Genomic DNA, 20632 nt, shown 5'->3' on the forward strand with positions numbered 1-20632 from the left:
GTGGTCTACCTTCCGTTGCGCCTGGTGGTGATGAGGACGTCGAGCTGGCCGAGGGTGGCGGTGTTCTTGATGTCGCTGTCGCTGATGTCGATGCCGTAGCGGTCGGTGAGGATGACGGACAGCTCGACGACGGCGAGGGAGTCGAAGCCGGCGTGGTCGAGGGTGGCGGCGTCGCTCAGCCGGTCGGGGGGCAGCTTGAGGTCGTCGGTCAGGATTCGGGTGAGGTCACCGGTCATGTCCGGCTCCTTCCGGAAGGCGGCGGGGGGCAAGGTCGGGCCAGGTGAGGGTGGTCGCGCCCCAGGTCAGTCCGGCGCCGAACGCGGTGAGCAGGGTGCGGTGTCCGGGCTTGAGTTGGCCGTCGGCCACGGCGGAGGCCAGAAGCAGCGGGATGGACGCGGCGCCGGTGTTGCCGACCTCGGCCAGGTTGCTGAGCTGGCACGCCTCTGGAATGCCGAGCTGGCGGGCGACGAAGGACGTGATGCGGCTGTTGGCTTGGTGCGGGACCAGCCGGTCGACGTCTGCGAGGTCCCATCCTGCGGCGGCGGTGGCCTTCCGGGAGGCGGTGGACATGCGGTCGGCCGCGTGCCGGAAGACGTCCGCTCCCTCCATGTGCAGGGCGCCTGGACACTCGGCACGGATCAGATCCGCGCCCGTGCCGTCGCTGCCCAGCACCACGGGGCCGAGCGCTCCCGGCTCGTCCGGGGTGCCGTGGCGGAGCAGCACGGCGCCAGCTCCGTCGCCGAACAGAGGGACGGTGGTTCGGTCGTCAGGGTGGGGCAGACTGGCCAGGCGGTCCGCCCCGACGACGAGGACCGTGCGCGCGGCGCCTGCAGCGATAAGTCCGGCGCCAGTGGCCAGAGCGTAGAGAAACCCGGTGCAGCCGGCCGCGAGGTCGTGGGCGGGGATTCCGCTCAGTCCGAGCCGCGTGGCAACGGCGGGCGCGGTGGCCGGACAGCAGCGGTCAGGGGTGGTCGTGGCTACCACCAGGGCCTCTACGTAGTCCGGTTCGGTGCTGGTCAGGGCCATCGCGGCGGCCTGGACAGCGAGCTCCGTGGTGGACTGGTCCGCTCTGGCGATGTGCCTACGGGTGATTCCGGTCCGCGAGCGAATCCACTCCTCGGTGGTGTCCAGGCGGGCGGTCAGGTCGGAGTTGGAAACGACGTCCGGAGGCAGGGCCGAGCCAACCGCACTCACCACGGCGGCCGGCCCCCGTACGGTCGGCGTCATCGCGTGGCCGCCTTCAGCTGCCGGGCGACGTCGCCGATCAGGTCCTCCTGCCCCGCGACAACCTGCCGTCTGCCGAGGGCGAGAAACACGTCGATGGGGTCGACGCCCTCGGCACGGGCGGTCTCCAGGACGGGCCGCTTGAAGCCGGAGAACACCCCGGCCACCCCGCTGGCCACGGCGATCGAGTCGATAGACGGCGGCGCCTTCATCAGGCGGTCTGCGGCGACGTCGGCGGCGGCCAGGACCTCACGCAGACCGATCCCCGTATCGAAGCCCCGCCGTTCGAGGACGGCCACGAGGGCTTCGAGCTGGGTGTTGCCCGCCCCCGCACCAAACCCGCGGGCGGTCGCGTCGATGACGCAGGCCCCGGCGTCCATGGCCGCGAGCGAGTTCGCCACGGCCAGTCCCAGGTTGTTGTGGCCGTGGAAGATCACCGGCACGTCCACGGCGGCGGCGATGGCATGAACGCGCTCGATGACATCGGCCGGGAGATAGTGCCCGGCGGAGTCCATGATGCCGACGGCCTGCGCGCCGTACTTCACCATGAGGGCGCACTGCTCGGCGAGGCGGCCGGGGCCGGTCATGTGGCTCATGAGCAGGACGCCCTGGGCTTCGGCGCCGAGGTCGCGGACGGTACCGAGGTGGCGTTCGGTGACGTCGGCCTCGGTGCAGTGCGCGGCGATCCGTACAACGTCAGCGCCGCAGCGGACGGCGGCCGCCAGATCCTGGGACGTGCCCCATCCCGGGGCCATGAAGACGCCCATCTTCGACGAGGTGAGGACCTCGCGGACGGTGGTGAGCATCGTTGCGTCGTCCAGGAGGGCGCGTCCGATCTGGAGGCTGGAGGCGCCCAGGCCATTGCCGTGACCGACCTCTACAACCGGCACCCGGGCCGCGTTCGCGGCGGTGGCGTACGCGCGGAGCTGGTCGGCGTCGAGCTGATGGCCGACCGCGTGGTGGCCGTCACGCAGGGTCGGGTCGTAGATGAGGATGGACGGCCGGTCGTGCGGCGTGCTGTTCATGGGCGTGGTTCCCTTCGGCGGGAGACGGCGACCGACTGCTCGGCGAGCAGGACGGCAGCGGCGTTGATGATGTCGACGCTTCCGGCGTGGCGGGGCAGTCGGTCGCCGGAGGCGGTCACCTCCACCACGACCGAGATCCGGCCCGGCTCCACGGTGAGCGCGCTCAACGTGAATCCCGGTGCGTAGGCCCGCACCGCGTCGACGGCGGCCGCGATGCTCGTGCGCACCGGCGCAGGGCGGATGTCGTCGACGAGGACGGTCATCGCGACCCGGAACGGCGGGGCGGGGCGGGCCGGGCGGGACTGATGTTGACCATCACCTTCACGTTCCGGGTACCGGTGAAGGTCCGGATTGCGTGGGAGGTGGTGGCGATGTACTGGTCGAGGTTGAGGCGGGTGGCTCGGCCGGCGCTCGCGCTGGCCCCGGTTGAGACCACCTCGATGTAGGTGGGGGTGCAGCGTTGGGCGATGGCGTGCAGGACCGGGATGGACGCCTGCCCGCCGCAGCTGACGAGGTTCAGGTGCTGGCGGGCAGTCGAGTGGTGGCCTTTGACGCCCGGGACGATGACGGTCCCGAGAGCCGTGGGGGTCAGGTCGATCAGGGTGGTGCCGGTCGGGCGGAGAGCCGCCCAGTGCTCGGCGTGGCTGTCGGCGTTGGTGGCGTCGAAGACCACGTCGAACGGTCCGGCCTCCACCACGGCGTGAACTCCGCCGGTGGTGGTCGGCAGGCCCATCTCGGCCGTTCGGCGCATGCCCAGGCTGTCTCTGTCTCGGCCTGCTACCAGTGCCAGTTCCAGCGTCGACGTCCGGGTGATCTTGTCAGCGAGGTCGATTCCGATCAGGCCGGCGCCGAGTACGGCGACGCGCCTGCGTTCTTTAGCAGCCATCGGCCGCTCCTTCAGTCAAGGGAGGAGGTGCTAGAGGTTCGGGCACCGGATGCCTCGGATTAGCGGACGTGCAGTTCGACCGGCGGCAGGTGCGGCGAGTGGACGTGGACCGTGGTGTTGGCCTTCAGCGGGAGGCTCGCGTGCACGGCCCCGGCGAGGACCATCTGACCGGCTCGCAGTCCTTCGCCGAAGCGGTGCAGCCGCCGGGCGAGCCAGGCCAGGGCACGGAGCGGGTCACCGAGGACGGCCCGCCCTTCCCCTGTGGCGACGGCGGTTCCGTTGACGCTGACGACGAGCGGCTCGGCCGACAGGTCCAGGTCCGTATTCAGGGGCACCATGGGCCCGGTGACCACCCGCGCGCAGGACGCGTTGTCGGCGATGCTGTCCGCGAGGGTGATCTGCCAGTTGGTGAACCGGGTGTCGATCACTTCCAGGGCGAGGAAAGCCTCCTTCACCGCTGCCCGCGCTTCCTCCACGCCGATGCTGGGGCCCACCAGGTCGCAGCCGAGCCGGAAGGCGAGTTCCGCCTCCACCCTCGGCTGCATCAGGGCATCCCGGGACATGGTGCTGCCGGTGGGCAGCACCATGTCGTCCAGGAGGACGCCGGAGTCCGGCTCATCGACGCCCCCCTGCTCCTGCATGGCCTTGGAGGTCGCTCCGGCTTTGTGTCCGATGACACGGGCGCCGCCCGCGATGCGCCGTTCGACCGCGGCGGCCTGGATGCGGTAGGCCGTCTCCATCGACAGGCCCGGCCGCAGAAGGGTCAGCGCGTCGATCGGCACTCTCTCGTACTCCGCCGCCAGCAGAGCCGACGCGGTGGCGGCGATCCAGCGGTCATCCCGCTCATCCATGGAGATCCCTCCCAGGGCATGGGCATCCGTACGGTTCGCAGACATGGGCAGAGCAGATCCGTGGCGCCGCTGATGCGGCCGGCCGCCGGGGCTCGGGCCTGATGAAGAGTCAACCGGGGGGCGCTTCGCAGCGGTACGGTGGCGGGCAGGCCAAGCGGTATATCGCGTATATACGGGGCAGGTGCTCATGACCACGCGCACGCCGAACGTCCGGCTCAAAGACCTTGTCGCAGAATCCGGCCTCACCTACGAGGCGTTGGCCAAGGCGGTTTGTGCGGTCGCCGCCGAGTGCGGCGAGCGTTTACGCACCAACAAGTCGAACGTCGAGCACTGGATCTCCGGCTCGTCCCCCCGGGGGGACACCCCCCGCTTCCTCGCCCTCGCCCTCTCCCGGCGCCTGGGCCGCCTCCTGACCCCCGCCGACCTCGGCCTGACCTCCACAGCCGAGGCCGAAAGTGACACCATCGGACTGTCTCTCGGGAGCGACCCGCTGGACGCCCTGCTGCCCATGTGGAGGTACGAGTTGGACCGCCGCCGCTTCCTGACGGGCTCCGCCTACTCCGTGGCTGCCGCAGCCTTACCCCTCAACCACGTTCAGGACATCGCCGCACGCACCGCTGCTGCGCGCACTGGCCACACCGTCGGTATAGCCGAGGTCGCCGCCGTCCGTGACATGATCAACGCGTTCTCCGAGATGGATGAACGCCACGGCGGACAGCACGGCCGCAGCGCTCTGGTCACCTATCTCCGCGACGATGTCGCGCCGTTGTGCCGAGCCCGGTTCCGCACTGATGAGGTTCGACAGCAGATGTTGTCTGCCGCCAGCCGTGGCGTTCACCTGCTGGGCTGGAAGTCCTACGACGCCGGTCAACAGGGTCTCGCCCAGCGCTACTACCTCCAGTCCTACGCTCTGGCCACCGAGTCCGGTCTGCGTGGGCACGACGGCTTCGTGATGCGCACGATGGCCATGCAGGGCCTCAAACTCCACCGTCCCGAGCACTGCCTGGGCCTGGCCGAGGCCGGCCTGAACCTGGCCAAGGGCCAGGTTGACGCCCAGACCGAAGCTCTCTTCCGCGTTGTCCACGCCCACACCCTGGCCAAGAGCGGCAAACACCGTGCAGCCCTGGCCGCTGCCGAACACGCCCGCGCTCTGCTGACCGGCGCCCCCGGTGACGAAGTGCCCTTCTGGGCACTGGCCTGGGGCCCGCCGGCCGCGTCGGTGTACTCCCGCACCGCCAAGGTCCACGAGACCCTCGGCAATCACCGGGCTGCCGCCGAACACTATGCGCTCGCCACCACGGCCCGCCCCGCCGATACGTACGCGCGGATCATCGCCCTGGACCTGGTCGCGGGCGCCGAGATGCACCTCAAGCGCGGCAGCATCGAGCAGGCGTGCGCCACCTGGCACCGGGCCATCGACCACATGGACGGCGTCCACTCCGTCCGGACCCGAAAGGCCGTCTCCCGGATGCGCGGCAACCTCGCGCGTTTCCGAGCCCGCGGCCTGCGCTGCGTGGCAGAACTCGACGAACGCGGACGCGCTTTCCTCACCGGCAAGTGAGCGGAACCGCCGGACTCAATGCCCCGCGGTGTAACGACGGATGATCGGCTCCAGGTAGTCCGCATGCGGCCCGGCCAGGCCGTCCAGCTCGTCCGTGGAGCGCACCAGAGCGATGTCATCGAGTTCGGGCTTACGCCCCTGGGCCCGCTCGTCGGCCACCGTGGCGGCGAAAGCCGTACACACCGCCGCCTCGGGAAGGGCCGGGGCAAGGTAGGTCAGGCCGACGCTGCTGTTCTCTCCACGGGTAACCGCCCACAGCCTCAGCGCCTCGGCGGCCACGCCGATGCCTAGCTCCTCAACCAGCTCCCGCGCGGCCTGGCCGGCCAGCTCCGACTCGTCCAGGACTTCGCCGTCCTTGGGTGGCTCCACTGAACCACCCGGCAACTGCCAGCGGCCAGGCGCAGCCGTGGAGGGCGACATTCTGGCCACCAACACGCGACCATCGTCGGCCGGCTGGACGACATTCACGAACAACGAGGGCAGCGCCGTGGCGCCGGGCACCCGGCGCAGGGCGTAGTGCCGGTAGGTGACCCGCACCCAGGACAGACGCAAGATACGCGCGCCCGTCCGCTCCAGTTCTGCACAGGCCACCACAGGCCCGTCGAAGAGGGTCGGGTTCGCCTGAACCGCCGTGTCCCACACGCGGTCTCTGGCCAACTCGTCCGAGGGTGAGAGAGGCGGCTCCTCAACCTCCACGAGCTGGAGCCGTTCAACGTCGAAGAGGTCAATACCCACGGGGGGCAGCGTCTCGGTCACCGGCTCATCGTAGAGCGGCCCGGGCCTGCTAGAGGTGCACTGTGCACCCCGCCCGCTCGGCCGCTACTCGGAAGTATTTCCCCCGAGGCCGCCCCACTCCTTCGCAGCCCTGGTCTCCATGTCCTGGCAGGCCTCCACGGTGAGCAGGAGTTCGGCTTCCAAGGCCATCTGGTTGGCGATGCCGGCCCCGCCGCGGGAGGCCTGGTCAAGTTCGGCGTCGTCGTGCTCGTCGCAGCAGGCCCACTGTCGGATGTGCACTACTGAGAGGGCTGGCCCATGCTTCGGTCAGTTGAACGTCGTCGCTGTGCCGTCTAGCCAGGCATGAAGCGCGGTGCGATCCGTGTCCTCGGTGAGCGCGGGGTCCAGCGCGCGGGGGTCGGCCCACCCGATCTCGGAGCAGCGGCCAGGTTCGCGGTTTCTCGGCTCGCCGGCCCAGCGCCGGGTGTGGAAGTACCAGCCGACGACGGGCACGCCTGCTTCGGTGACCTTGTTCAGCACGTGCGCGGTGCGCAGATCGAGGGTGTCGATGTCGACGCCGAGTTCCTCCTGGGCCTCGCGGGCCGCCGCCTGAACGAGGAGCTCACCGGGGTCAACGACGCCTCCCGGGAGGGACCACAGACCGTCGGCGAAGCCGGTGTTGGCTCGCCGATGAAGCAGTACGTGGCCGTGCTGGTTTTCGAGGATGATCCCGGCGAAGACGATGGCGGAGAGTCTGGGTGCGGTAGCACGGCGCGCAGCCGCGCGGAGGTCACGTCCTTAACGTAGGAGTGGCCGGCAACGAGCTGCTGGATCCGGTGAGTATCCACGTCGTAGCCGACGACGCGATGCCCCACTTCCGCGGCACGTACAGCCAGCGGAAGCCCTACATAGCCCTGACCAGCGACGACTATCTGCATGTCAGCTCCTACTCGGTTGCGGTGCTTGAATGAACCGTCATTCCTGACCTGGCAAGGAGATGTGCTGTGCCTTTGGTGTCTGTCGTGATGCCCGTCTACAACTCGGCGGCCACCCTCGGCGCGGCCGTCCGATCGGTGCTCACACAGACGCACAGCGACGTGGAACTGCTGGTCACCGATGACCAGTCCTCCGACGGCTCGATGGATCTGCTGTGCGACTTCGCCGCCCAGGACGAGCGCGTACTGCCGCAGTCGGCGCCCGAGCGGGGCGGCGCCGGCCGGGCCCGCAACCTCGCGATCGAGCGGGCCCGCGGCGACTACGTGGCGTTCCTCGACTCCGACGACATGTGGCTGCCGGAGAAGACCGAGAAGCAGCTCGCCTTCGCCGCCGAGGCCACTGCGCCGTTGACGTTCACCTCGTACTTCAAGATGGACGCCGACTACGATGGTGAGAGCACCGACTGGGTCCCCAACGGGCGGGTGATCCGTGCACGGGAGCACGTGAACTACCGCGCGATGCTGCGCCGGGACTACATCGGCGCCTTGACGGCCATGTACGACCGCAACGTCCTGGGCACCAGGCTCATGCCGGAGATGCGCAAGCGCCAGGACTACGCGTTGTGGCTGAGCATCATGCGGGACGGCGCTGACGCCCGGGGCCTGGCCGAGCCGCTTGCGGTATACCGGGCGGGCCAGGCGGGATCGCTGTCCTCCAACAAGATGTCCCTGGTCAAATACAACTGGTCGCTCTACCGCGAGCACGAAAACCTGTCGGTCCCGCGGGCGACACGGGCGCTGGCCGGCGCTGTGTGGCAGTCGCTGCGCAACTCGCGTATCTAGTGCACGCAGCGCCGAGAAGCCATGCATGGGTCGGCTACGCGGCCGAGCCGTCGTCGGCCCTCGCACGCAGGAAGAGCTGGAGGAGAAGCCGCCGATCCGCGACCGGGATGGTCTCCTGACCGCTGTGGAGCGCTTCCCGGCCGTGCAGGAAGCGGCGCTGATTCACGATGAGGTAGTCCCCGGGCTGGAGCATGAAGGAGACCTGACCGCGGACGAGCTCCTCGGCGAGTTACCGGGCGGCTTCGGCGTGCGCCTGGCCGAGCCGGGACCGCTCCAGCATCTTCGCGGTGTACCGGACGAACCCGTTGCCCGGGTCGGAGCCGTCCAGGATCGGAAACGGCTTGTACTCTTCGCCCACACTGAACAGGTCGAAGAACGTCCCGTAGTGATAGGCCGACTCGGCCAACGGGCTGCGACTCGGGGGGCGGGCCAGCGAGAACGCGCGTTCCACTGGCCCGGTTGAAGAAGGTCGATCAGCTCGCTGTCTGGGCCTGGTCGTCGGGCGCGCCGAGGATGTCGGACCGCTTGGCGTGCCAGGCGAGGGAGTCGCGTACTGCGTCTTCGAGGCTGAGCTTCGGGGTCCAGTCGAGGAGCTGCTGGGCCTTGGCGCTGTCGCTGTAGGCGCCTGAGGGGTCGCCGGGCCGGCGGGGGACTTCGACGGTCTTCAGGCTCGTGCCGGTGACCTTCTCGAAGACACCGACGAGTTCGCGGACGGTGGTGCCGTGTCCGCTGCCGAGGATGATGACTGTGCTGTCGGCATCCTCCCTGTCGAGGACATCGTCAAATCGCTTCAGCGCGGCGACGTGGGCCTGCGCGATGTCCCAGACGTGGACATAGTCGCGGATGCCGGTGCCGTCGCCGGTCGGGAAGTCGGTTCCGGTGATCTTGAACGGTTCGCCGCTGTGGTGGGCCTCGATGATCCCGCCGAGCGCGTGGGTGGGCCTGAAGATCTGGAGCCCGGTCCGCAACTGGGGGTCGGCGCCGATCGGGTTGAAGTAGCGCAGGGACAGGACGCGGAGCTGCTTGGCCGCGGCGATGTCGCTGATGATGGTTTCCAGCATGGCCTTCGTTTTGGCGTAGGGGCTGCCGGGGTCCAAGGGCGACGTCTCATCGACCCTGAGGGTGGTGCCGTCGGCCTGGAAGATCGCCGCCGAGGAGGAGAACAGCAGCCGGGTGCAGCCATTGCGGTGCAGGTGGTTGAAGAAGCTGATGCCCTTGGCGACGTTCTCCGAGTAGTAGCGCAGCGGATCGGCCATGGACTCGGGGACCACGATCAGCGAGGCGCAGTGGATGACCGCCGTGATGTCCGGGTGCTCGTCGAAGATCTGGTCAACGAGCTCGCCGTCGGCGACGTCGCCCTCGTAGAAGGCGCGGCCGGAGGTGAACTCCCGGCGGCCGGTGACCAGGTTGTCGAGGAGGACCGGGGTGATGCCGGCGTCCTGGCAGGCAGAGGCGATGGTGCTGCCGATGAAGCCGGCCCCGCCGGTGATCAGAACCTTCATGTGCTGCTCTTTCTCTCGGAGTTCAGGCTTCCGCTGCACAGCGGAAGCCCAGGGCGAAGGTGGCGTAGGAGTCCTCGGCGGCGAACCGCTCGCGCGTGCGCGACTGGAACCGGAAATTCATCCAGCCGCCTCCCCGTACCACCCGGTATCCGGCCCGCTGCACCTGGTCGTAGGTGGGCCCGTATGAGCGGGAGCGGTCGTAGTGCCGGTAGCGGCTGGACGTCCACTCCATGACGTTCCCGGCCATGTCGGCGACTCCCCACACGGAGTCGCTGGACGGCAGGGACCCTACGGGCGTGGTGCCGGGCAAGGTGACGGTTTCGTGGTATTTCACCCACCAGGTACGCCAGGCCTCGCCGTTGGTGATGGGACCGTTGCTGGTGCGCTCGGCAGTATTCGCCGCGGCCGGATCCCAGATGTTTCCCCAGGGCCACGTCCAGCCGTCAGGGCTCGCCGCGTACTCCCATTCAGCCTCGGTGGGCAGGCGCAGCCCGGCCCACTGGGCATAGGCATGGGCGTCGGCCCAGGCGATGTGCACCACGGGGTGGTCGGGGCGGTCCGCGACCGCACACGGGCCGCCGGGGCCCGTGGGGCTTCGCCAGTCGGCGCCGCGTACCTCGTCCCAGAACTCGCGCCCGTAAACGAGTCCGAAGCCGCGCTCCTCGACCACGGTGCGGTAGCCAGTGGCCCGGGTGAACGCGGCGAACTGAGAGTTGGTAACCGGGGTCCGGTCGATACGGAACGCATCCAGATGGACGGGCCGCTGGGGGCTCTCGTCCTCGAACCAATCGCGCGCAAGGTGCTGGGATTCCGCGATGTCATCGAGGTCGTCGTCGCTGCTGCCCATGAGGAAGGTGCCGCTGTCCACCTTCACCATGTCGTGTGCGTGCGTGGTGGCGATCACCGGTCACCCTCCCGCGATGGCGTTGAGGACCAGGACCTGGTCGTCGTCGGCGAGCGGCGTGTCCGTGCCGGCGAGTTCACGGATGTTGGTGTCGCCGACGTAGATGTTGATCCAGCTCGCGATCCGGCCCTGGCACAAGAGCCGCGGGGTCAGGGTCGGGTGGTCCATGAGGAGCCGGTCCAGCACGCTTTTAACGGTGTCGGCGCCGTCTATCGACAGCTCCGTCTCTCCGTCGGTCAGCGGCGCGAACGCGGCGGGCAGGGTCAGAGTCGGCATGACCACTCCTGAGGTTGGGTGGACAGGGATGGGTGTCGTACGCGGGGAGTTCGGCGTCAGGGCGTACGCCGTGGGCGGGCGTGCTGGGGCGATGACCAGAACGGAGGGCGGGTGAAGGGGACGGGTCCGGGGGCGCCCAGGAGGAGCGCGCACACGGGCACGGGCCCGGCACCGGTGTGCGGTCCGTGGGTGTAGGCGGGGCAGGTGCCGCTCCACGAGCTGATGGTCGCCAGGGACCGCGGCCACAGCCGTATGCCGGCTTCGAGGTAGCAGCGGACCAGCGGGGTCGTGGCGTAGGGAGGCGGGGAGGGGATGAGGTGGGTAACAGAGATGAAGCTGCCGGGAGCCAGACGGCGGCGTAGCTCTGTGAGCAGGTGGGCGGCCTCCTCGTCCGGCAGCCAGGGAAGTACGTCATGCAGAAGCACAGCGACGGGGCGCCGAAGGTTGAGGACTTGGAGCTCGGGGTGCTCGAACAGCGCGCCGGTGTCGGTGATGTCGGCGAGGATGGAGGTCGCGCCGTGTTGGTCGGTCAGGTCGATACAGCGGCGAATGTGCGTGTGGGGATCGTGATCGACATAGACCGTACGTGCGCCTCTCGGCCCCTGGTTGAAGGCCGCGGCGATCTGGTGGATCTGCCGGCCGCGGGGTGAGGGCAGCCCGCTCCCCAGGTCAAGGACTTGGTCCAGGCCTCTCGCAGCGAGGTGGGCCACCATCCGCTCCCCGTAGTGATGCATGCCCTGCACGGCTGAAGGCCACCACGGAGCTGCCTTCGTCGCGTGGCAGGCCACGGCGTGATCGAGGGGGAAGGCGTCCTGGCCGCCCAGAAGGTGGGAGTGGATACGGGCCGCCGACACGGGCGGCAGGGAGAGGGTCATGGCGTCCTCGCGGCGGGGCTGTCACCGGGGGCCGCTTCGAGGGCGGCGGTCAGGCGGTTTGCGGCCTCACCGCTGAGCCATCCCCAGGCGACATCGTGGGGGCCCTTGCACGGCCAGTCCAGAGGCCTACAGCAGCGGGAAAGCTGTGCGCTGGTGTCCACCCCGATCTGGGCGAGTTCGTGAGTGAGGCCGGCGAGCATCTGCGTGATGCTGTCGTCCTGCGTCAGGTCGAACGTGGTCCCCACGGGGCCGTGCACCGCGGTGTAGAGGGCGTGCGTGCTCCGCACGCTGAGCGGGCGCGGCCGTAGCCCTCCATGCTCGATGTCGAAGTGCCAGACGATGCCCAGTCGCACGAGCTCCTGGCGCAGGCGGTAGCGGTTAGCGTGCGGGGCTGGGAGGCGTTCCACGAGCAGAGCCGCCAGGCGGAGCGCGGCCTCGGGCTCAGCCAGCACGATGACCACTCCGGGGAAATGGCTGGTGTACTGCATGGGGGACACCGTGCTGTCGATACCGGCGGCCTTCAGGACAGCCCGCATCCGTGCGGCCCCGGCCCGCGAGGTGTCCTTCTCCGCGCCCGGCAGCAGCACACACCCCCCGTTCGTGATCTTCAGGTCGACTTTGAAGACCGGATCATTGCTGAAAGTGCCGTAGTTAATGAGGGGGCGGTGGTCAGTGGCGTCGAAGGCGTCCTGGAGCGTTTCCTTGACCTTCGCGCGGACCGTCTGGACGTCGCTCGGTAAGTACTCGCCGAGATCGCGGAGCTTGAAGCGGCGCATCACGCCTCACCGCCCTGCACGGGTTTGACGGCTACACCGGCGAACGCCGCCGAGCGAGCCGGCGGAACGCTCCGGTGGGGCCCATCCTCGGGCCAGCGACCGACAGCCGTCAGGCCGGGCCCCTGCTGGACGAAGTCCCCGAACAGGTCAGCGATCTCCCGCTCGGAGCGCAGACGGCAGGCGAGGCCGTGTTGGGTGTAGATCGCCGCAGCAGCCGCCATCGCGTCGGGCTCCCAGTGACCGGTGAGGTGAGTGAGGGACAGGGTGCTGCCCGGGGGCATCCACGCCCGGAGTACCGCCAGTGCCTTGCGCACCGCGTCGTCGTCCGGACACCACGGCAGGACGTCGTGCAGGAGCACGGTGACCGGCTGCGCCCTGTTGAACGCGGACCGCACCAGCCTGTCGGCCAGGAGCTGGTCCATGGCCATGATGTCGGCGTGCACGGCGACCGCTCCGGGGCCGTCCTCCAACGTGGCCCGTGCATGCGCCCACACGCGAGGGTCGTGGTCCACGTAGATGACCGGGGCCGCGGCGCCGATGGTGTGCCGGGTGAGGTCGTAGACGTTGTCCCGGCCGGGGTATCCGCAGCCCAGGTCGAGGAACTGACGCACCCCCAGGTCGAGGGAGTACTGGACGGACCGCAGCAGGAAATCGCGGTTGATCCGCGCCGCGGTGATGACCGCTGGCGCCGCGCGGGCCGCGGCTTCGGCAGCCGCGCGGTCCGGCTTCCAGGTGTCGCAACGACCTTGAAGATGCTCGTAGACACCGGCCGATGACGCCACGGTGTACAGAGAGTCTGGGATCCGTTGCCCGGCGCTGTAGCCGGTGCCGCTGGTCACGATGCCTTCTCGCCGTGCAGACTCACGGCCAGTGAAACCCGTATGCGGTCGGTGTGCTGGCTGAGAGCGTCGGCGAGCCGGTTTGCCGCCTGCATGTCGAGGCCGGAGAAATGGACGTCGTACGGCGCAGTCCTCACGAGCGCGCAGTCCACTGCGATGTCGGCGAGCGCCTGTGTGAACGCGTCCAGCATTTCCTCGACCGCCTCATCGTCCTCCGGGTCGAACTCGGGAATCGCGAGTTGCGGAACCAGGGCGCGGTAGAGGGTGTGGACGGCCAGGGGGGACAGGTCGCTGGGCCAGAGGGTCGGGGCCGTGACGGTCACCGACCGGATGGTGGAGTACCAGGAGACACCAACGGCGTCGGCCGCCCTGCGCAGTCGGTAGCGGGCCGTATCGGGCGCGGTGAGCCTCGCGACGATCAGGGCCGTAAAGAGTCGTACGTCGTTCACCGTGGCGAAGGTGATGGCCTGGCGCGGATAGGAGTAGGGGCAGTGCTCGACCTTGGCCCTCACGTTGTGACGGTGCAGAAACTGCCTGGTCTTAGCCAGTTGCTGGTCCGGCGTCATCCGGTCAGGGCGCGGTAGGTCGATCCGGATAGTGAGGGCTGAGTGCTGCGCAGACGCGCCCCTGGCGATGTCGGAAGGCGAAAGGTCGTTGGCCCACAGGGCCGTGGCGAGGTCGCAGCAGGCAGCCCGGAGATCTTCCGCGCCAAAGACAGGTAGAGAGGACGTCGGCATGAGTGAGTGGCTTTCCGATGAGTCACGACGGCGATAGACGAGGTCCGCGAACCGGTCCAGCTCGGTGGCGGCAAGCTGGCTCATGACCGGTGTGCGGCCGGCGCGCAGGCAGGACCAGAAGCCTCGGTCGGAGTTGTCCAGCGTCGTGGCGGAAGTCGGCCACCGACAGCCGGACGGACGGGCCCTGGTCACAGCGCGGACTGGAAGGCAGAGGCCGACGGCACCGAGGCCCAGGCCACGGTGACGCGGTCGAGGATGTTCGGCGTGCCCCCGGCGCGCTGCCTGGAGGCACGCTCGGCCAAAGACAACTTCCTTCGCGCCGAAGGGAGTTCGCGGCGGTGGGCGACTGCGGAAACGAGGGTGTTCAAGGCGTGGTCCATTCACGGGCGAGGTGGGGAGCGCTCGGTGCGGCGCGACGCCGGCAGGAGTGACCTGGGTGGTCCGGCGTCGCGCTGCACCGGGGCCTCATCCGCTGTCCAGCCGGGCGCCTCGTCACGGGCATCGGGCCCCGGCAGCCGGTCCAGGACAGCGGAGGCTTACAGGTGGTGCTGGAGCAGGACGGCTGTGATCGACCCGTCCTCGGCGACGTTGTAGCGGCTCACGTGCTTCCAGCCCTCGCCGAGCATGCCGATCTGCTGCTCGGTCAGGCCGCGGTGCTTCACGGTGGGGTCCAGCCGCTCGTGCACAGGGGTGACGATGTGAACGACCCCGTCCTTCGTGAGCCAGCGAACCGCGTCGGCCAGGAAGCGCTGCCGGTCGAGGAAGGCCGCCGTCAGGCGGCAGGTGACGATGTCGACGCTGCGCGGGGCGAGGTAGGGAGGGATCGCGTCACTGTTGACATCCCATTCAGCGAATCGAAGGTTGTCATGCCCGCTGCTCAGGCTGGTCGCCTCGGCCACGGCCACATCCGAGAAGTCATAGCCGGTGACCGACAGGCCCAACGAGGCCAAGGCCCGCGACCAGTCGCCCGTGCCGCAGGCGATATCGACGGCCACCATGCCCGGCTCGGCCTTCACGAAGTACTGGAACAACTCGGTCTCCAGAGGCGTCACGCTCCGGTCCGTCCGGCCCTCCTTGTAGGCGCGGTTCCAGTACTCGGCCGTCGCGAAATCGTTGATGATCATGGCGCCCCTTCGGGGTCGTCGGACAAAGAAGTGAGGTGAGGCCGGCCTTCGCAGGGTCCCCACTCGGCGAAGGCCGGAGCCGACCGCGCCTGCGTCTGCCGAAGCCCGGCAGCGGAAAGGCGGTACGACCGCCCCTGCCCCGGTATGCCAGGGGCAGGGGCCCGTTGGTCAGCCATCTCCCCGGCACGCTGCGGAACGGGGGGATCCGGCTACGCCGGGGAGATGGCGGCTATGGGGAAGGCGGCCTCAGCGAGGGCGCCCGGACCAGATCAAGGTGGAGGCGACGAGGCCGAGACACAGCAGCGGGAAGGCGGCACAGGACTTGAGGTAGTGCTGCCAGAAGGGGAGCGGGAGGCGTCGCGGGGCAGCAGGTGCGGTATTGCGGCGGTGCGCGTTCCGCACCGCGACGAACAGCCACACCCCGTAGCCCGGCAGCACGCCGTAGGCCCAGAGCGAGTAGAGCAAAAGGAGTCCGAGAAGCTGGGGGGAGTACGACCGTGCACGTCATCGCGCGTCGCCTCCCGCGGGTAAGCGGCCGGCGAGGCAGACCAGGCGTATGCCGCAGCTCCCCAGCCACGCCTCGATCATCTCGCGGCCCCAGCCGGGATCGTGGAGCTGCGCGGGCGGGACCAGGACGTCGGCAGAGTCCACGATCAGCATGCCGATCTGCCGGTCCTGCACGAGGCGCTGGACCCGCAGCCAGCCCGGTCGTTCCGACAGCGGCCAGTCGTGCAGGTGCCGGTCACCGTGGGCGAACCGCAGCTCACCCGCGCGCTCCGCGGCCGCGTCCGCAAGGCGCCGGTACAGGGGCTCCAGGTCGACACGCTCGGCCGTGCACGTATACGCGGCGGCCGGCACCCGGTGCCGCAGCAGTTCCTCCACGCACCGGGCCAGCGCGGCTGCGTACTTCACCCGGGGAGCGTCAGGATGGACGGGCAGGATCTGCCGCATCTGCTGCGCCCGCCACAGGGCACGGGCGAGAGCGGGCGACGGATCGGACACATGAGCCAGGGTCCGTACGGCCTCGAACAGGCGCCGCCGATCGGCGCGCACCCTCTCCGCACGTTCCGCCGGCCACTCCTCGGCCGTCAGCATCTCCTTGAGCCGCTCCAGGAGAGCGGTGTCCGCGCGAGCGAACTCACGGTTCAGCGCCGCCCGGTACTCGACGGTCGGTGTCGCCATCAGCGCGCTCCCATCTGGGCGGGCGCGCTGAAAGCGGCCCACATCCACTTACCGGCTGCGTCGCTACGAGGGCTGGCCCCCCAGGCGTCGGCGAAGGCACCGACCAGAAGAAGCCCTCGGCCGTTCTCGGCCTCCAGGCCGGCGTCCACGACGTGCACCAGTTCCGGCGAGCTGTCGGCCACCTCGACCAGAAGGCCCGCCTCAGCGAGGGTCAGCCGGAACCCGATGGCGGGGCCGCCGCCGTGCAGCACGGCATTGCTGACCAGTTCGGTGAGCACGATGTCGACACGGCCCGCCAGGTCCTCAAGTTTCCAGTGCCTGAGCAAGCCCCTCGTCTGGTGGCGAAAATACTTGGGCCACCTCTTGTCCTCGTTGGCGAGCGCCAGCCGAGGCCACGAAGTGCGAGCGACCCACGTCTCGTGCGCCGACCGGACCTGCTCCCGTGCGGGCTCCAGGGCCTCCCATGGCGCCCCAAAGGCACGTTGAACGGTCGCTACGCCCGGGGCAGCAGCACCTTCCCTGCTCTGCGCGGCTAGGAACATTGCCGGGCCTCCGTGAGTAAGTGCGCCGTGGCAGCTCGGTCTGATGCTGCGCGCGCCGGTTTCCATCACGACGTATCCGGACCGACACGCTCAGCAAGGTCGCTAAGAGCGTGGCAACCCGTCCCCGGCAGAGCTAGACCCATACCGCCCTCGGCCTTTGCCCAAAAAAGCAGGTGAAACCTCGGAATCGCCTCGGAGTGACCTCGGAATCGCTAAGTAGCCTGATTCATGGGCAAGTTGAGGGCGTAGCGGACCTACCGTCGATGCATGCGGCGCACCGGGCGTCCTGGGCGAAGGGGGCACCATGGGCACATTTCTGCGGCGTCTGCTCGATGAACGGCAGATGCAGGACTACGAGGCCTTCCTGCCGCCTTTCAAGCAGGCCGCTGCCGAACTCGCTCAAGTCGAGGCCAATGAGTCTCTCCAGACTCTCGTCCCGGCGTTCAAGACCTTCCAGGCGTGGTACCTCGGGGCGCGTCAGCCTCAGCGTGATGCACGCCGAGTCCTGGTCCACATGCTCGGTTACACCATCGAGCAGTTGTGGTCGACGGTGCCCGAAGGTTCGACGCCCAGCATGACGCCGTTGGTCGGCGACAACCGCATAACGTCCCACGCCGTACCCGGCGTGGACATCATCCAGATGAGAAGGACAGGTGCCATGGCTGCACGCCGTGCGATGGACTTCGCCTTGGGGGCGGAGCGCAACTTGGTTGGCGAAGAGACGCTGGGGTTCCTCGGTGACGAGGTGAAGCGCATCGCAGAGATCTACCCAAGGGTCCCTCTGTCCGAGGTGTGGGAAGACCTCGCTCAGGCGCAAGACGAAGCCTTCCGGCTCATGGAAAGTGGCCGCGCCCGTCCCTCTCAGTCCCGTGATCTCCACTTCATGGCCACCGTTCTGTCATTCCTGATGGCCAAGGGATCCCACGACATGGGAGACCCCAGGACAGCGATGATGCAGGCCAGGACCGCTGGTTTCTGTGCTCGCCAGGCGGAGCATTCCGGACTCATTGCCCTGGTGGACGGACTCCAATCCCTGATCTCGTATTGGGCTGACAGGCCAGAGGACGCTCTGCACTACGCACGCAAGGGCGCCGCGACCGGAGCCGACCTTCGAGGGACCGTGACGGTTTGGCTGACCGGTCTGGAGGCACGCGCAGCTGCCTTGTTGGGCGATGCGGAAACAGCGCGGGCCGCCGTCGAACGCTCCGACACCCTGCGCGAACAGGTCGTTGCAGACGACCTCGACTCCCTCGGTGGCCTGTTCACGTACCCCGTGATCAAGCAGAACTACTACGCCGTCGAGACCGAAGTACTGCTCGGCCACGGTGACGCCCGGATCGCTGCGCGGGCAGAACAGGCCGTACAGGACTTCAGCAACCGCGAGAACCCAGCCTGGGCCTTTGGCGATCAGGCAGGTTCGCAGTGCAACCTGGCCCTCGTTCGCCTCTTCGCCGGCGACCTGGACGGTACGGCCGAAGCCATCCGTCCCGTACTCGAACTCACGCCCAGCCACCGCAACAACGGCATCGTGGTCTCCGCAGAGCGTGTGCGAGCAGCACTGGCACGAAGCGACGCCCGAGACGCAGCAGCCGCCCGTGATCTGAGCACTGAAATTGCGATGTTCCGGCCGTCCCGTCCCGCCCTTCCCCGCTGACCCCCGGCATAGCATCATCCCGTGCATGTACCCGATCAGCCGCCGCCACCAGCGCCTTGCCCTTCGTGAACTGACTGCCGACGATGTCGAAGCAGTTCTGGCGATCTACGGCAGCAGCACGGCCACCGAGCACCTCTCGTTCGAACCACGCTCCAGGGACGAGGTCGCCCGGCTCCTCTGCCACACCATCACGGCAGCAACGATCACGCCTCGCTCAGAATTCTCTCTCGCCGTGACAGAGCAAACTACGTCGCGCCTCATCGGCTTCGCGCGCCTCGCCCTGGACCCCCACCAGCAGCAAGCGGCGACGATCGGCTTCGCCCTGCGCCCGGACACATGGGGGGTTGGCTACGGACTTGAAACCGTCCAGCTCCTGCTCGGTCTCGGGTTCGACGAGCTGGAGCTCCACCGCATCTGGGGGGCGCGTTCACCGGAGAATGCCGCATCCGCCCGCACCATGATCGCAGCCGGGATGCGCGAGGAGTACACCATCCGCGAGCACGTCAAAAAGGCTGGTCGATGGCGCGACTCCGTCGTTCACACCATCTTGGATCGCGAATGGAAGGTGCAGCAGAGCCCTGAAGCCTGATCACGCATCAGCACCGCAGCACCCGACAGAAGGGTCTAGCTATGAACCCTGTCCTGACGTCCACCGACGTCGCACCCGAAGGTGCCTGGTTCAAGTCCTCCTACAGCGGTGCCGAGGGCAACTCGTGCATCGAAATCGCCCCCCTGAACTCCGGAGTCGGCATCCGCGACTCCAAGGACAAGGAAGGGCCGGCCCTCGTCGTCAGTCACACGACGTGGGCGGCCTTCGTTCGCCCGGTGCGCTCGGGCCATCTCGGCATCTGAGCTCAAAGCACCACCGTGCTCCGCCCCCAGTCCTAGTGGGGGCGGAGCACTGCTGTCTCACAATGACGCATGCGTCTGACAGCCACCAGAATGCCTGCAGTGTCGCCTGGCGTCGTTAGACCGGGCCGGGTCCGTCACTTCCTTTCCCCGGCCCGGGGCGTGTGGTCAGCGGCGGTCGCTGAGGAAGTCGCGGGCGCGCTCGTCGAGTTCGGTGGCGCAGCGCAGTCCGCGTGTGCGCAAGCGGGACAGGTCGCGCCGCATGTTGCCGACGGCTTTGCGGGTGCGCGCGGACTGGACGCCGTCCATGTGGTCGATGGCCTGGCCCCAGGTGGCGCACGCCTGCTCGATGCTGCCTTCGGCGGCCTGCATCTCGGCCTGTGCGACCAGGTCGAGGGCGACGATCCGTGCGTAGGTGCCCGGCGGCCGGCTCGATGCCGCCGCTCCGTACATCGCGGCGGCCCGGCGCCGGTCGCCAAGGGTCTCGAAGACTTTCGCCGACCGGCTGTGGACCGTGGCGGCGGGCGGGCCCCACGATAGGGCCCAGAACGGTACGTCGTCGCCTTTCGCTGAGTGCAGGGCGGTGCGGGCGCGCTCGACTTCCCGTACGGCTTCCTGGCGCTGGCCCGCTTTGGCGAGGGCGTGCGCGTGGGTGACCGCGAACAGTGCCTCGGTCTGGGTGTCGACCCGCCCGTGCACCTTGTCGACGGCCGAGGCCGCCAGGGCCAGGCAGTGCTCGGGCCGGTGCAGTTTCATGCCCTGCTGGGACATGGTCCTCATGACGAACGCGTCGTGGCCGGTGATCCCCGACTCGCGGGCCAGGGCGTACGACTGGAGGTAATACCTCTGCGCAAGGCCCTGCTCCCCGCCGTCGTACGCCCGCCAGCCGGCCTGGTGAACCCCAACGGCCGCGGCGGACAGCATGTGGCGGTGGTCGTCCTCGGAGCTGAACCGGACCCGGCACAGGGTCGCAACGTCCGACATCAGGTACTGCACGAGCGCGGAGCGGCCGTGCTGCCCGCCGTGACGTTCGTCCATCACCGCGAATATGCCGACCATGTCCCGCACCGCGGCGACATCGGCGTGCCCGACGCGGGCACCGGTACGGGCCTTGGCCGCGCGGGAGGCGATGTCGGTGACGTGTTCCAGCGGCAGGACGGCGGCCGCGACCGAGTACGCGGCGCCGGACAGGAAGCCTCGGCGGTCCAAGTCACCCCTCCAGATCGGCATCAGGGCGTCCAGCGGGTCGTCGCCAATGGACAGTCCGATGCTGTCATTCTCCCAGCCGGCCGGCGTCGGCAGGCCCAGATCTTCCGGGGGTCAGGGTCCGTCT

Annotated in this window: 29 protein-coding genes and 1 pseudogene; 6 read left to right on the forward strand and 24 right to left on the reverse strand. The window is 68.8% G+C overall.

Annotated features, from left to right (window positions below; genetic code table 11):
• Nucleotides 1–5: 5 nt before the first annotated feature.
• Genes N4G70_RS32000 through N4G70_RS32020 form a run of 6 tightly spaced genes read right to left on the reverse strand, consistent with a single transcriptional unit; the run spans nucleotide 6 to nucleotide 3986 of the window.
• Nucleotides 6–236: an acyl carrier protein gene (locus N4G70_RS32000; protein ID WP_261716283.1), complete on the reverse strand. Its 231-nt coding sequence runs from the start codon at nucleotides 234–236 to the stop codon at nucleotides 6–8.
• Nucleotides 226–1227, reverse strand: a complete 1002-nt coding sequence (locus N4G70_RS32005) for a beta-ketoacyl-ACP synthase III (RefSeq protein WP_261716284.1) — start codon at nucleotides 1225–1227, stop codon at nucleotides 226–228. The genes N4G70_RS32000 and N4G70_RS32005 overlap by 11 nt, the downstream gene beginning before the upstream one ends.
• The gene (gene dmpG, locus N4G70_RS32010) at nucleotides 1224–2249 is read right to left on the reverse strand and encodes a 4-hydroxy-2-oxovalerate aldolase (protein WP_261716285.1); all 1026 of its coding nucleotides are present in this window, start codon (nucleotides 2247–2249) and stop codon (nucleotides 1224–1226) included. Before dmpG ends, N4G70_RS32005 begins: the two co-directional genes overlap by 4 nt.
• On the reverse strand, nucleotides 2246–2512 hold the full coding sequence (locus N4G70_RS37085) for a hypothetical protein (protein ID WP_315904317.1): 267 nt from the start codon (nucleotides 2510–2512) through the stop codon (nucleotides 2246–2248). Before N4G70_RS37085 ends, dmpG begins: the two co-directional genes overlap by 4 nt.
• Nucleotides 2509–3135, reverse strand: a complete 627-nt coding sequence (locus tag N4G70_RS32015; protein ID WP_315904318.1) for a hypothetical protein — start codon at nucleotides 3133–3135, stop codon at nucleotides 2509–2511. The genes N4G70_RS37085 and N4G70_RS32015 overlap by 4 nt, the downstream gene beginning before the upstream one ends.
• A 59-nt stretch (nucleotides 3136–3194) precedes the next feature.
• Nucleotides 3195–3986 (reverse strand): 2-keto-4-pentenoate hydratase, encoded by a 792-nt coding sequence (locus N4G70_RS32020; protein WP_261716286.1) that lies wholly within the window; start codon nucleotides 3984–3986, stop codon nucleotides 3195–3197.
• Nucleotides 3987–4173: 187 nt separating this feature from the next.
• Between N4G70_RS32020 and N4G70_RS32025 the strand changes: the two genes are divergently transcribed.
• Complete coding sequence (locus tag N4G70_RS32025) at nucleotides 4174–5547, forward strand: hypothetical protein (RefSeq protein ID WP_261716287.1); 1374 nt, start codon at nucleotides 4174–4176, stop codon at nucleotides 5545–5547.
• Between the two features lie 15 nt (nucleotides 5548–5562).
• Here N4G70_RS32025 and N4G70_RS32030 read toward each other — a convergent pair whose 3' ends face one another.
• From N4G70_RS32030 to N4G70_RS32045, 4 genes and pseudogenes are all read right to left on the reverse strand, one after another.
• Nucleotides 5563–6303, reverse strand: coding sequence for an NUDIX domain-containing protein (locus N4G70_RS32030; protein ID WP_261716288.1), 741 nt, complete (start codon nucleotides 6301–6303; stop codon nucleotides 5563–5565).
• Nucleotides 6304–6366: 63 nt separating this feature from the next.
• The gene (locus tag N4G70_RS32035; RefSeq protein ID WP_261716289.1) at nucleotides 6367–6561 is read right to left on the reverse strand and encodes a hypothetical protein; all 195 of its coding nucleotides are present in this window, start codon (nucleotides 6559–6561) and stop codon (nucleotides 6367–6369) included.
• Nucleotides 6562–6588: 27 nt separating this feature from the next.
• On the reverse strand, nucleotides 6589–7005 hold the full coding sequence (locus tag N4G70_RS32040; protein WP_315904321.1) for an NUDIX domain-containing protein: 417 nt from the start codon (nucleotides 7003–7005) through the stop codon (nucleotides 6589–6591).
• Nucleotides 6993–7157 (reverse strand): annotated as a pseudogene (locus N4G70_RS32045) (nucleotide sugar dehydrogenase); the annotation flags it as partial. The gene N4G70_RS32040 and the pseudogene N4G70_RS32045, both read right to left, overlap by 13 nt.
• On the opposite strand from N4G70_RS32045, the gene N4G70_RS32050 reads away from it, so the two are divergent.
• Together N4G70_RS32050 and N4G70_RS32055 are read left to right on the forward strand one after the other, a co-directional pair.
• Nucleotides 7098–7232, forward strand: a complete 135-nt coding sequence (locus N4G70_RS32050; RefSeq protein WP_261716349.1) for a hypothetical protein — start codon at nucleotides 7098–7100, stop codon at nucleotides 7230–7232. The pseudogene N4G70_RS32045 and the gene N4G70_RS32050 sit on opposite strands and share 60 nt — an antisense overlap.
• Before the next feature lie 33 nt (nucleotides 7233–7265).
• Entirely contained in the window at nucleotides 7266–8039 is a 774-nt protein-coding gene (locus N4G70_RS32055) for a glycosyltransferase family 2 protein (protein WP_261716290.1), read from the forward strand.
• Between the two features lie 34 nt (nucleotides 8040–8073).
• Here the strand turns inward: N4G70_RS32055 and N4G70_RS32060 are convergent, their stop codons facing one another.
• The 13 genes from N4G70_RS32060 to N4G70_RS37220 all read right to left on the reverse strand — a co-directional run bounded on the left by N4G70_RS32060 (nucleotide 8074) and on the right by N4G70_RS37220 (nucleotide 16862).
• On the reverse strand, nucleotides 8074–8232 hold the full coding sequence (locus N4G70_RS32060) for a hypothetical protein (RefSeq protein ID WP_261716291.1): 159 nt from the start codon (nucleotides 8230–8232) through the stop codon (nucleotides 8074–8076).
• Nucleotides 8233–8268: 36 nt separating this feature from the next.
• The gene (locus N4G70_RS32065; protein WP_261716292.1) at nucleotides 8269–8490 is read right to left on the reverse strand and encodes a hypothetical protein; all 222 of its coding nucleotides are present in this window, start codon (nucleotides 8488–8490) and stop codon (nucleotides 8269–8271) included.
• 22 nt (nucleotides 8491–8512) lie between these two features.
• The gene (gene galE, locus N4G70_RS32070; RefSeq protein WP_261716293.1) at nucleotides 8513–9541 is read right to left on the reverse strand and encodes a UDP-glucose 4-epimerase GalE; all 1029 of its coding nucleotides are present in this window, start codon (nucleotides 9539–9541) and stop codon (nucleotides 8513–8515) included.
• Nucleotides 9542–9563: 22 nt separating this feature from the next.
• Nucleotides 9564–10445, reverse strand: a complete 882-nt coding sequence (locus N4G70_RS32075) for a formylglycine-generating enzyme family protein (RefSeq protein WP_261716294.1) — start codon at nucleotides 10443–10445, stop codon at nucleotides 9564–9566.
• 3 nt (nucleotides 10446–10448) lie between these two features.
• Complete coding sequence (locus N4G70_RS32080; RefSeq protein WP_261716295.1) at nucleotides 10449–10721, reverse strand: MoaD/ThiS family protein; 273 nt, start codon at nucleotides 10719–10721, stop codon at nucleotides 10449–10451.
• Nucleotides 10722–10777: 56 nt separating this feature from the next.
• Nucleotides 10778–11596 (reverse strand): SAM-dependent methyltransferase, encoded by an 819-nt coding sequence (locus N4G70_RS32085; RefSeq protein ID WP_261716296.1) that lies wholly within the window; start codon nucleotides 11594–11596, stop codon nucleotides 10778–10780.
• Nucleotides 11593–12372: a hypothetical protein gene (locus N4G70_RS32090; protein ID WP_261716297.1), complete on the reverse strand. Its 780-nt coding sequence runs from the start codon at nucleotides 12370–12372 to the stop codon at nucleotides 11593–11595. The genes N4G70_RS32085 and N4G70_RS32090 overlap by 4 nt, the downstream gene beginning before the upstream one ends.
• Entirely contained in the window at nucleotides 12372–13211 is an 840-nt protein-coding gene (locus tag N4G70_RS32095) for an SAM-dependent methyltransferase (RefSeq protein WP_261716298.1), read from the reverse strand. Before N4G70_RS32095 ends, N4G70_RS32090 begins: the two co-directional genes overlap by 1 nt.
• Nucleotides 13208–14032 (reverse strand): hypothetical protein, encoded by an 825-nt coding sequence (locus N4G70_RS32100; RefSeq protein WP_261716299.1) that lies wholly within the window; start codon nucleotides 14030–14032, stop codon nucleotides 13208–13210. Before N4G70_RS32100 ends, N4G70_RS32095 begins: the two co-directional genes overlap by 4 nt.
• Before the next feature lie 452 nt (nucleotides 14033–14484).
• Nucleotides 14485–15072, reverse strand: a complete 588-nt coding sequence (locus tag N4G70_RS32105) for a class I SAM-dependent methyltransferase (RefSeq protein ID WP_261716300.1) — start codon at nucleotides 15070–15072, stop codon at nucleotides 14485–14487.
• Between the two features lie 246 nt (nucleotides 15073–15318).
• Entirely contained in the window at nucleotides 15319–15537 is a 219-nt protein-coding gene (locus N4G70_RS32110; RefSeq protein ID WP_261716301.1) for a hypothetical protein, read from the reverse strand.
• 39 nt (nucleotides 15538–15576) lie between these two features.
• A complete protein-coding gene (locus tag N4G70_RS32115; protein ID WP_261716302.1) occupies nucleotides 15577–16254 on the reverse strand; it encodes a hypothetical protein in 678 nt (225 codons plus the stop codon).
• Nucleotides 16254–16862 (reverse strand): ATP-binding protein, encoded by a 609-nt coding sequence (locus tag N4G70_RS37220; RefSeq protein ID WP_399037623.1) that lies wholly within the window; start codon nucleotides 16860–16862, stop codon nucleotides 16254–16256. Before N4G70_RS37220 ends, N4G70_RS32115 begins: the two co-directional genes overlap by 1 nt.
• 238 nt (nucleotides 16863–17100) lie before the next feature.
• Between N4G70_RS37220 and N4G70_RS32125 the strand changes: the two genes are divergently transcribed.
• Genes N4G70_RS32125 through N4G70_RS32135 form a run of 3 tightly spaced genes read left to right on the forward strand, consistent with a single transcriptional unit; the run spans nucleotide 17101 to nucleotide 19302 of the window.
• Nucleotides 17101–18450: a hypothetical protein gene (locus N4G70_RS32125; RefSeq protein ID WP_261716304.1), complete on the forward strand. Its 1350-nt coding sequence runs from the start codon at nucleotides 17101–17103 to the stop codon at nucleotides 18448–18450.
• A 25-nt stretch (nucleotides 18451–18475) separates the two neighbouring features.
• Nucleotides 18476–19039 (forward strand): GNAT family N-acetyltransferase, encoded by a 564-nt coding sequence (locus N4G70_RS32130; protein WP_261716305.1) that lies wholly within the window; start codon nucleotides 18476–18478, stop codon nucleotides 19037–19039.
• A 41-nt stretch (nucleotides 19040–19080) separates the two neighbouring features.
• A complete protein-coding gene (locus N4G70_RS32135; RefSeq protein WP_261716306.1) occupies nucleotides 19081–19302 on the forward strand; it encodes a DUF397 domain-containing protein in 222 nt (73 codons plus the stop codon).
• 165 nt (nucleotides 19303–19467) lie between these two features.
• Here the strand turns inward: N4G70_RS32135 and N4G70_RS32140 are convergent, their stop codons facing one another.
• Nucleotides 19468–20529 (reverse strand): hypothetical protein, encoded by a 1062-nt coding sequence (locus N4G70_RS32140; RefSeq protein ID WP_261716307.1) that lies wholly within the window; start codon nucleotides 20527–20529, stop codon nucleotides 19468–19470.
• Between the last annotated feature and the right edge of the window lie 103 nt (nucleotides 20530–20632).

The organism is Streptomyces sp. ASQP_92 (genome assembly GCF_025399895.1).
GTDB lineage: Bacteria > Actinomycetota > Actinomycetes > Streptomycetales > Streptomycetaceae > Streptomyces.

Excerpts from the sequence above, each read along its gene's own strand:
- N4G70_RS32000 (WP_261716283.1), bottom strand. The coding sequence starts at position 236 with ATGACCGGTGACCTCACCCGAATCCTGACCGACGACCTCAAGCTGCCC.
- N4G70_RS32005 (WP_261716284.1), bottom strand. The coding sequence starts at position 1,227 with ATGACGCCGACCGTACGGGGGCCGGCCGCCGTGGTGAGTGCGGTTGGC.
- dmpG (WP_261716285.1), bottom strand. The coding sequence starts at position 2,249 with ATGAACAGCACGCCGCACGACCGGCCGTCCATCCTCATCTACGACCCG.
- N4G70_RS37085 (WP_315904317.1), bottom strand. The coding sequence starts at position 2,512 with ATGACCGTCCTCGTCGACGACATCCGCCCTGCGCCGGTGCGCACGAGC.
- N4G70_RS32015 (WP_315904318.1), bottom strand. The coding sequence starts at position 3,135 with ATGGCTGCTAAAGAACGCAGGCGCGTCGCCGTACTCGGCGCCGGCCTG.
- N4G70_RS32020 (WP_261716286.1), bottom strand. The coding sequence starts at position 3,986 with ATGGATGAGCGGGATGACCGCTGGATCGCCGCCACCGCGTCGGCTCTG.
- N4G70_RS32025 (WP_261716287.1), top strand. The coding sequence starts at position 4,174 with ATGACCACGCGCACGCCGAACGTCCGGCTCAAAGACCTTGTCGCAGAA.
- N4G70_RS32060 (WP_261716291.1), bottom strand. The coding sequence starts at position 8,232 with ATGCTCCAGCCCGGGGACTACCTCATCGTGAATCAGCGCCGCTTCCTG.
- galE (WP_261716293.1), bottom strand. The coding sequence starts at position 9,541 with ATGAAGGTTCTGATCACCGGCGGGGCCGGCTTCATCGGCAGCACCATC.
- N4G70_RS32080 (WP_261716295.1), bottom strand. The coding sequence starts at position 10,721 with ATGCCGACTCTGACCCTGCCCGCCGCGTTCGCGCCGCTGACCGACGGA.
- N4G70_RS32085 (WP_261716296.1), bottom strand. The coding sequence starts at position 11,596 with ATGACCCTCTCCCTGCCGCCCGTGTCGGCGGCCCGTATCCACTCCCAC.
- N4G70_RS32090 (WP_261716297.1), bottom strand. The coding sequence starts at position 12,372 with ATGCGCCGCTTCAAGCTCCGCGATCTCGGCGAGTACTTACCGAGCGAC.
- N4G70_RS32100 (WP_261716299.1), bottom strand. The coding sequence starts at position 14,032 with ATGAGCCAGCTTGCCGCCACCGAGCTGGACCGGTTCGCGGACCTCGTC.
- N4G70_RS32105 (WP_261716300.1), bottom strand. The coding sequence starts at position 15,072 with ATGATCATCAACGATTTCGCGACGGCCGAGTACTGGAACCGCGCCTAC.
- N4G70_RS32115 (WP_261716302.1), bottom strand. The coding sequence starts at position 16,254 with ATGGCGACACCGACCGTCGAGTACCGGGCGGCGCTGAACCGTGAGTTC.
- N4G70_RS37220 (WP_399037623.1), bottom strand. The coding sequence starts at position 16,862 with ATGGAAACCGGCGCGCGCAGCATCAGACCGAGCTGCCACGGCGCACTT.
- N4G70_RS32125 (WP_261716304.1), top strand. The coding sequence starts at position 17,101 with ATGGGCACATTTCTGCGGCGTCTGCTCGATGAACGGCAGATGCAGGAC.
- N4G70_RS32130 (WP_261716305.1), top strand. The coding sequence starts at position 18,476 with ATGTACCCGATCAGCCGCCGCCACCAGCGCCTTGCCCTTCGTGAACTG.
- N4G70_RS32135 (WP_261716306.1), top strand. The coding sequence starts at position 19,081 with ATGAACCCTGTCCTGACGTCCACCGACGTCGCACCCGAAGGTGCCTGG.
- N4G70_RS32140 (WP_261716307.1), bottom strand. The coding sequence starts at position 20,529 with ATGCCGATCTGGAGGGGTGACTTGGACCGCCGAGGCTTCCTGTCCGGC.